The following is a 6,987-nucleotide window of genomic DNA, read 5'->3' as shown; positions in this document are numbered from 1 at the left end:
GATTCTGGAATTAAGGGAGACAATATGCTCCATTGATCTTCGGTTAATTCTTCTCTTCGTGTCATGCTCCAAAGTTAACATAATCCGAAAAAAGTTAACAGACCCTATTTATGAAATGAGTTCTAGTCTATATACATCTCCTCGGTGTTATTTTTCAAGCGGCCTTCGGGCTGCTTTTTTTTTAATATGTTATTTTCGTTCATATTTCACTCTGTCTAAGAATGACATCTGACGACAATTCGATTTTCGCGACACCATACCAGCAACCGGACATGGGCCGTTGAGTCGTTTCTTCTTTTATCCTCCTTTTCTTACTCAGACTGAATAATCCCGCGCTAATTTTCGCGGTGCGTGTCAGATGATATGTATTGAACTCACTATTTCTATGTTCGATGACGCACAGATGATATTTTTTTGATCTTTTATAAAGGTGATGAAAGTGCAAAATGATTTGAAAACAATGCGCTTTGACATTTACTCATAAAAGGAATTTCAGAATGAAAAAAATATTATCGATTAGTAGTTTTGTTGTTGTCAGTATTGCGATGATGAATATATCTGGCTATGCACAAGTGGCTGGATCAACAACAATAGGCGTCACGGTAACGGAGGCAAAACAACTCGCTTTAGGGTGGAGTGTCAGCAAAAGTATTTTGGGAAAAGAAATTTATAGCGATACTGGAACGAGAATCGGAAAAATTGAAGACCTCATCATCTCTCCCGAGAAAAATCTATCTTACTTAATCATTGGCGTCGGTGGCTTTATCGGAATTGGTCGACACAATGTCGCAATACCCGTCTCACAAATTGTAGAACAGCATGGAAAATTAACACTTCCAGGAGCCACCAAAGATTCAATCAAGGCTTTGCCACAATTTGATTATGCTGGCGATACTGCTAAGCGAGATGCTTTTGTCATGCGAACGGAACAGGACCTCATAAAAGCAAAAGAAAAAGTTGTGGAGTTACAGAAAAAATCAGTAACGCTCAATGGCGAAGCGAAGGTGAAACTTGAGCAGCAATATACGACTCTTCAACAAAGAATACAGTCCACTGAAAATAAGTTAGGGGAAATGAAACGTGCTTCCGTGAATCGCTGGAGAGAATTTGAAAGTGATCTGAGTTCAGAGTTGGCGCATTTGAAACAGACATTATCAGATCTAGAAAAATAAACGTTTTTGGGTTTTTCATATTTCAGCATTATGTATTGGCATCACAGATCAGTCTGTGGAACAGATGACCTGATCATTAGATTACTTGGTTGACTATAAAGGTTCAATATGAATTATGCGAGTTTGATGGTTCATTTAGAACTTGGACAAGACAATGCCGGAATAATCAGTGTCACCGGCGACTTGGCAGATTTTTTTAACGCTGGAATCATCGGCATTTCCGGTTGCCAAAGCTTGAGAACATCTCGTATTAATGATGATGTAAACGTGGATTTGATCAGAGCAGATAACGAAAAAAAATTGGCTGAAATGGCGGCGCTTGAGTCGGAATTTCGATACGCATTACAAATTCGGACTAGCTATCTTGGGTGGCGAAGGTCTGTAAATTGTTCTTCGATTGCTGATTATATTGCTACTGAATCGTGTAGTGCAGATTTACTGATTGTTAAAGCATCGTCAGATACATTGTTTGATTTTCAACGGAGTATGAATAGTCGTGAACTGCTGATGCAGCTTGGTCGACCCATGTTTGTTGTTCCACCTAATTTAAACTATTTGCGACTTCAGACAATCATGATTGCCTGGAAAGATACTTTGGAGTCGCGGCGAGCGATCTATGATGCCTTACCATTATTGAAGAAGTCCAGGAATGTTATCGTGGTTGAAGCCGCAGATATCAGCGAACAAGGACTTATTCGACGTCGTTTGGAGATAGTCGTCGCATGGCTTCTTCAGCATAACATCAAAGCAGAAGCATTACCCGTTATTGCCTCAGGAGATGAAAAAGAAAAATTAAAGGTGCTCGCGAAAGAACGAAAGGTAGATGTACTTGTTGCTGGTGCATACGGACATAGTGATTTGCATCACTGTGGTCTCGTCAATATGACCAAAGATATTTTGAGTTCAGATAGCCACTGCTCATTACTCTCGCACTGAGATTGATACTTCTCCCCAAAGATGTTAATAGCACGTCTATTAGCTTCATGAATTAATGCAAAATTTTTAAAAATCTATTTTGAAAGTACATCATGCATCAGGTAAAAAAAGTTCATCTGGATACAAATTCGATTCGCCTTGCTGCAAAAAATATTGACAATGGCGCTGTTACTGCTGGCTATAGGGCAAATAGAGAGGATGTAATAGAAATGCTAAATAAGGCACTCGCGACCGAGTTAGTTTGTATGCTCCGGTATCTGCGGCATTACTACACAGTGACTGGCTTACATAATAGCCCTGTTAAAGCGGAATTTTTACAGCATGCCTTGGATGAACAAGATCATGCTTATGAGCTTGCTGAGCGAATTGTACAACTCAATGGAAAACCTGACTTTAACCCGGCAACAATATTAATGCGCAGTCATGCCGAATATAATGAATCGACAAATATCCATGAAATGGTCAAATCCAATCTTATATCTGAACGCATAGCGATTGAGACCTATCGGCAAATGATAGAGAATTTAGCTGATACAGATCCGACGACGAAGAGTATGTTAGTAGGTATTATGACGACTGAAGAGGAACATGCAGACGATATGCGTGACTTGTTTTTTTGATGTACTTTTTTCAAAGGCTCAGCATTACTTTCTTCAGATGATGAGCTTTTGAATAGCTATTTTTCTGTTACGTCTACAACGTAAATCAACCGCTGTACAAATAGTAAGCTGATTTCTCGGTTCAACTTAACATTATTTACAAGTTCGGGTAGTCGGGTAAAAATAGTTTCTGAACTAGATGTCGCTATGTCGAAGACCGACATCCCCCACACTTTGAACGCGTGGCGGATGCCAACGTAGGTAGTTTAAAAAACGATATTAATTTTTCAGGCGCCTTCTTGTATGAGATGTATTTTCTGCTTCAATAAGATCACTTTGTAATTGCGCTTTTGCCTCTCTGATACATGGATTTCTACTCCTCATATATCCATGTCTGCACTCTTGAAGAGACTCTTGATAAACTGCATATGCTTCTTTTCTTAGTGTTGAGAAATATGCTTCTGGGTTAAAGTCTTCCTGATGCCATCGAACAGGATCATGTTGTTGCGAATTAAAGTTAGGCTGCTGAGCATAACTTGGTGAGCAAAGTGCGGCGAATACGCCTAGCAGTAAGGCTATCGAATTGATTTTTCTGTTGGATGAGTAAGTCATGTTTGCTCCCATAGTAAATATCTACATTCGTCCGGTAATTAACAGAACGATTAATATGACGACGATCAAACTTGTCAGCCCGCTTGGTCCATAGCCCCAATGACGGCTATGAGGCCATACTGGAACTACGCCAGCCAGCAAGAGAATTAAAATAATGAGTAAAAGCATGCTTATTTCCGATTTTCTTCATAATTACTCATTTGAAACTGAAAATATCTACATGAGTTAATGAAGGCTTGTTGTAGTGCTTCAGTATTATCGACCAGACTTTCCAGCGACTCCTCTGTCGCCAATTTGATAGCATCTAAATTTGTATGAATAAGTAACGATTGTGCCTGGAGCTTTTTTACTTCAAGAAAAGATTTTTCATAGGCCAGATTAGCTTTCTGTTCAATTTTATTTTTTAGTTCGACGAGTGAAATATTCAGTTCATTCAATTTCATTTGTGTTTTTAATATATACGCATCACGGTTGTTCATCATTTTTCTTTGATCGTATGGTTAATGAGGGCATATAAATCTGTTAAATCTTGATGTATTCCCCACGTTCACGTTTCCATTTTTGGATGTCGTCAAGATTATTTTTCTCATGATTTTTTATAAAATCAGATGACGATTTCTTATTTATGTTTTCTTCAAAATCTTTGACTTTTGTACTGCTGACCATATACCCTAACAAGCCCCCGCTGATACTTCCGATGAATATCCCAGTCAACGCACCGGAAAGAATATGATCGAATGGAGATGTAATGACCAATTGAAGTAGGGGAACCAAAAATGGTTGATAAATAGAGCGAAGTAAAAATGCGATCGCACCAATCAGTCCTCCTACACATATTCCTATGAGAATACCTTCGGCCATTGAATACATTGAACTTGTAGTGAATTCAGAGGAAGGAATAAATAAATTTTTATCCTCTATATACGTATGCAATTTGTTGGGGACGATCAAATTATCTGAGCTTCTTCGGTTTTTATTTCTGTTATCCGAGAAACTCTGCGATTCTTTTCGTATATTCAATAACGAGTCGTTTGATGAAATATGTTTCATGTCAATCCCTTCAATGACATGCTCATGTAGACATTGAATACTGAGCATGTCTGTTCAAGGATATTACGATTTTTTGGTACTATTTTTGGCTATCTCTTTGATATCACCTACCTTTTGTTCGATCTTTCCCTCAGCCTGTTTGCGTAGCCCTTTTGCTTCTTGCATTTTGCTGCCTAGTATTTTTCCTGTGCTTTCCTGGACCTTACCCGCGATATCTTTTGCAATTCCACCGACTTGATCTTTGTTCATTTTTACGCTCCCGATTAAGACTGTCTCTGCTTTTTCTCAAAGAGAAATCAATAGCAGCCCGTCTGAATTTATATCAAAGGTAATCTTTTCTTTTAGATTGCTCTGTACGCTGACGAACAATTTTTATAAATATATCTCCATCCATATTGTTTATTTGTACGTGAAAAATATATTGAGTGTTCGTTAACGTACAGAAAATAATGCCCGATAAATTGCAATATATGAAATCGGGATAATCCGATGGTCCAGCATTTTTACACTCAGATTTGATGTGTATATCGCAGTATGAACGATCAAGAAAAGTCTATCTGATATCGAGAGTGTTTCAGATTCAAATTAATCTCAAAGGAATAAAAATGAAAAAAATATTTACTGCTATCGTATTTTGCGGAATGGCATTTTCTGAAGTGGTCGTGGCTGCTACTAATGAGCCGTTGGCGACATATAAAGCGACTAAAGAGTTGGCAGAAAAAGACTTTAAGATTGCGAAAAATAAATGTGACGATATGACAGGAAATCCAAAGGATATTTGTGTTGCCGTAGCCAAAGCAGATCGCACACGCATGAGCGCAAATGCCAATGCTGTATATAAAAATACATTCTCAGCGAGAACGAGTGCAACAAAAGATATCGCGAACGCGGATTATGTCGTGGCAAAAGCAAATTGCGGTAGCCAGGTTGGGAATGATAAAGATGTATGTATTAAAAAGGCCGATGCGGTGAAAATATCTTCAATCGCAAATGCTACAGCGAGTAAAAAAGTGAGCGAAGCAAAATCTGATGCTAAAGCTGACAAACTTGAGGCGAATTATCAGGTAGCTGTAGAAAAATGTGATGTGTTAGTAGGGACCGCAAAAGAAATGTGTCTTTCTGCAGCAAAAACTAAATATCAGCAATAATAATTTGGAGAATAGGTCTGTCATTAACATTTTGATGTTGTTCACTATAAAAATTTTACTCGCAGACATTTCCTCTTTTAAATAAAGGTCAGCATGCCTCTTTTTACGATTGAACATAGTAGGTATGCGATCGCTCTCGATTTCATATTTTATGCTTTTAGCATATTGGGATTAGCAGTAGTTTTGTGGCTTATCTGTCCTGTGGAACAAAGATTTTCCGCTTGCTTGTTACTTATTGCCGGAATGATTGGTGCTAGCATCATGGAGTATTTTTTACACCGGATTATTTTGCACAAGATAAGACCATTCAGTATCTGGCACCAACGACATCATGATAAGCCGAGAGCAAGAATCGGCACTCCTACAATTGGTAGTGCATTACTCATCTTGTTAATTGTTTTTCTTCCAATTACATTATTTGGGAATATCTTGTATGCGGTCGCTTTGACATTAGGTGTTGTTTTAGGCTATTTTCATTATATTTTGGTTCATCATGCAATCCACCATTGGCATGGGCATAGTTACTGGTTAATGAAGCGTAAGCGCTGGCATGCACTGCACCATAGCCGAAGTGCGAGTAACTGTTTTGGAGTCACCAGTAATATTTGGGATCATTTATTTTGTACTGTTGATAAACGAGGTACGTCTGTTGTTGAAAAATAATTTTTACCAGAATTGAGCGTAAAGCTCGTTCCTTCAGGGCGGAGATGAAGAGCCCGGAGACACCGCCTCCTTGCTTTTCTCTTGTAGATTGATACACTGAACGTTTATTCAGTAGTTATTGTTCTTATCCATGCCACTTGATTACTCCTTTCATGACACCACACCAGTCACCAACACCAGAGTGTTGCGCCTGCGTTTGAAGGATAAACATGCTTCTGTGCTGCGTGATCGCGCCACGTGGGTCAACCAGGTATGGAACTACAGTAATGACTTGTCGGTTCAAGTATTCCAACGTGAGCGTCGTTTTATCGGTAACTATGAGATCGACCGCTACACCAAAGGATCAGGCAAAGCCGGTATTCCTTTGCACTCGCAAACGATTCAGGCCATCAGTGCTGAGTTTGTTACCCGCCGCAAGCAATGTAAAAAAATCAAACTGCGCTGGCGTATCTCTCGCGGGTCCAGGCGTTCATTAGGATGGATCCCTTTCAAGGCTTCGGCCCTGCAGTACCGCAATGGCCAGCTCTGGATGTCGGGTATCGATCAACCCTTGTCACTGTAGGATAGCTACGGCCTGGCCAATGTTGATCTCGGTGCCGGTTGTCTGTCTGAAGATGCCCGGGGTCGTTGGTACATCAATATCACCGTCAAAGTTAAACAATCAGCATCCTCTGAAAGTCGGTAACCGCCCGGCGAACTCATGTTGACCGAACGACTTTATCGTGGTGAGAATTATTGTACGGTGGCCCAGCGATGCGGGAGCAGTTGGCTAATTTGACTAAACGGTTGTAGCGGCAGCCGTTCCAG

General features: G+C 39.7%; 11 protein-coding genes. 6 read left to right on the top strand and 5 right to left on the bottom strand.

Going from position 1 to position 6,987, the window contains the following annotated elements; all coding sequences use genetic code 11:
* Positions 1–497: 497 nt before the first annotated feature.
* The 3 genes from ACO0LB_RS20255 (at position 498) to ACO0LB_RS20245 (ending at position 2,728) form a co-directional block, all read left to right on the top strand.
* A complete protein-coding gene (locus tag ACO0LB_RS20255; protein WP_423052462.1) occupies positions 498–1,172 on the top strand; it encodes a PRC-barrel domain-containing protein in 675 nt (224 codons plus the stop codon).
* Positions 1,173–1,298: 126 nt separating this feature from the next.
* A complete protein-coding gene (locus tag ACO0LB_RS20250) occupies positions 1,299–2,108 on the top strand; it encodes a universal stress protein (protein WP_423052460.1) in 810 nt (269 codons plus the stop codon).
* A 92-nt stretch (positions 2,109–2,200) separates the two neighbouring features.
* A complete protein-coding gene (locus ACO0LB_RS20245) occupies positions 2,201–2,728 on the top strand; it encodes a ferritin-like domain-containing protein (RefSeq protein WP_423052458.1) in 528 nt (175 codons plus the stop codon).
* Positions 2,729–2,986: 258 nt separating this feature from the next.
* Here ACO0LB_RS20245 and ACO0LB_RS20240 read toward each other — a convergent pair whose 3' ends face one another.
* The 5 genes from ACO0LB_RS20240 to ACO0LB_RS20220 form a co-directional block, all read right to left on the bottom strand.
* On the bottom strand, positions 2,987–3,319 hold the full coding sequence (locus tag ACO0LB_RS20240; RefSeq protein ID WP_423052456.1) for a hypothetical protein: 333 nt from the start codon (positions 3,317–3,319) through the stop codon (positions 2,987–2,989).
* A gap of 21 nt (positions 3,320–3,340) precedes the next feature.
* Positions 3,341–3,487, bottom strand: a complete 147-nt coding sequence (locus tag ACO0LB_RS20235) for a DUF3309 family protein (protein WP_423052454.1) — start codon at positions 3,485–3,487, stop codon at positions 3,341–3,343.
* A gap of 2 nt (positions 3,488–3,489) precedes the next feature.
* Positions 3,490–3,801, bottom strand: a complete 312-nt coding sequence (locus ACO0LB_RS20230; protein ID WP_423052452.1) for a hypothetical protein — start codon at positions 3,799–3,801, stop codon at positions 3,490–3,492.
* A gap of 40 nt (positions 3,802–3,841) precedes the next feature.
* Positions 3,842–4,369: a hypothetical protein gene (locus ACO0LB_RS20225; protein WP_423052450.1), complete on the bottom strand. Its 528-nt coding sequence runs from the start codon at positions 4,367–4,369 to the stop codon at positions 3,842–3,844.
* A gap of 63 nt (positions 4,370–4,432) precedes the next feature.
* A complete protein-coding gene (locus ACO0LB_RS20220; RefSeq protein ID WP_423052448.1) occupies positions 4,433–4,618 on the bottom strand; it encodes a CsbD family protein in 186 nt (61 codons plus the stop codon).
* A 356-nt stretch (positions 4,619–4,974) separates the two neighbouring features.
* Between ACO0LB_RS20220 and ACO0LB_RS20215 the strand changes: the two genes are divergently transcribed.
* The 3 genes from ACO0LB_RS20215 to ACO0LB_RS20205 all read left to right on the top strand — a co-directional run bounded on the left by ACO0LB_RS20215 (position 4,975) and on the right by ACO0LB_RS20205 (position 6,742).
* Positions 4,975–5,517, top strand: coding sequence for a hypothetical protein (locus ACO0LB_RS20215; protein WP_423052446.1), 543 nt, complete (start codon positions 4,975–4,977; stop codon positions 5,515–5,517).
* 93 nt (positions 5,518–5,610) lie between these two features.
* Complete coding sequence (locus ACO0LB_RS20210; RefSeq protein ID WP_423052444.1) at positions 5,611–6,180, top strand: sterol desaturase family protein; 570 nt, start codon at positions 5,611–5,613, stop codon at positions 6,178–6,180.
* Between the two features lie 130 nt (positions 6,181–6,310).
* Positions 6,311–6,742 carry a hypothetical protein gene (locus ACO0LB_RS20205; RefSeq protein ID WP_423052442.1) on the top strand — a complete coding sequence of 144 codons (432 nt, stop codon included), beginning with the start codon at positions 6,311–6,313 and terminating at the stop codon, positions 6,740–6,742.
* Positions 6,743–6,987 lie beyond the last annotated feature (245 nt).

It is taken from the genome of Undibacterium sp. SXout7W, from assembly GCF_049339385.1.
GTDB lineage: Bacteria > Pseudomonadota > Gammaproteobacteria > Burkholderiales > Burkholderiaceae_D > Undibacterium.
This window is presented reverse-complemented; position numbering and strand designations above follow the sequence as displayed.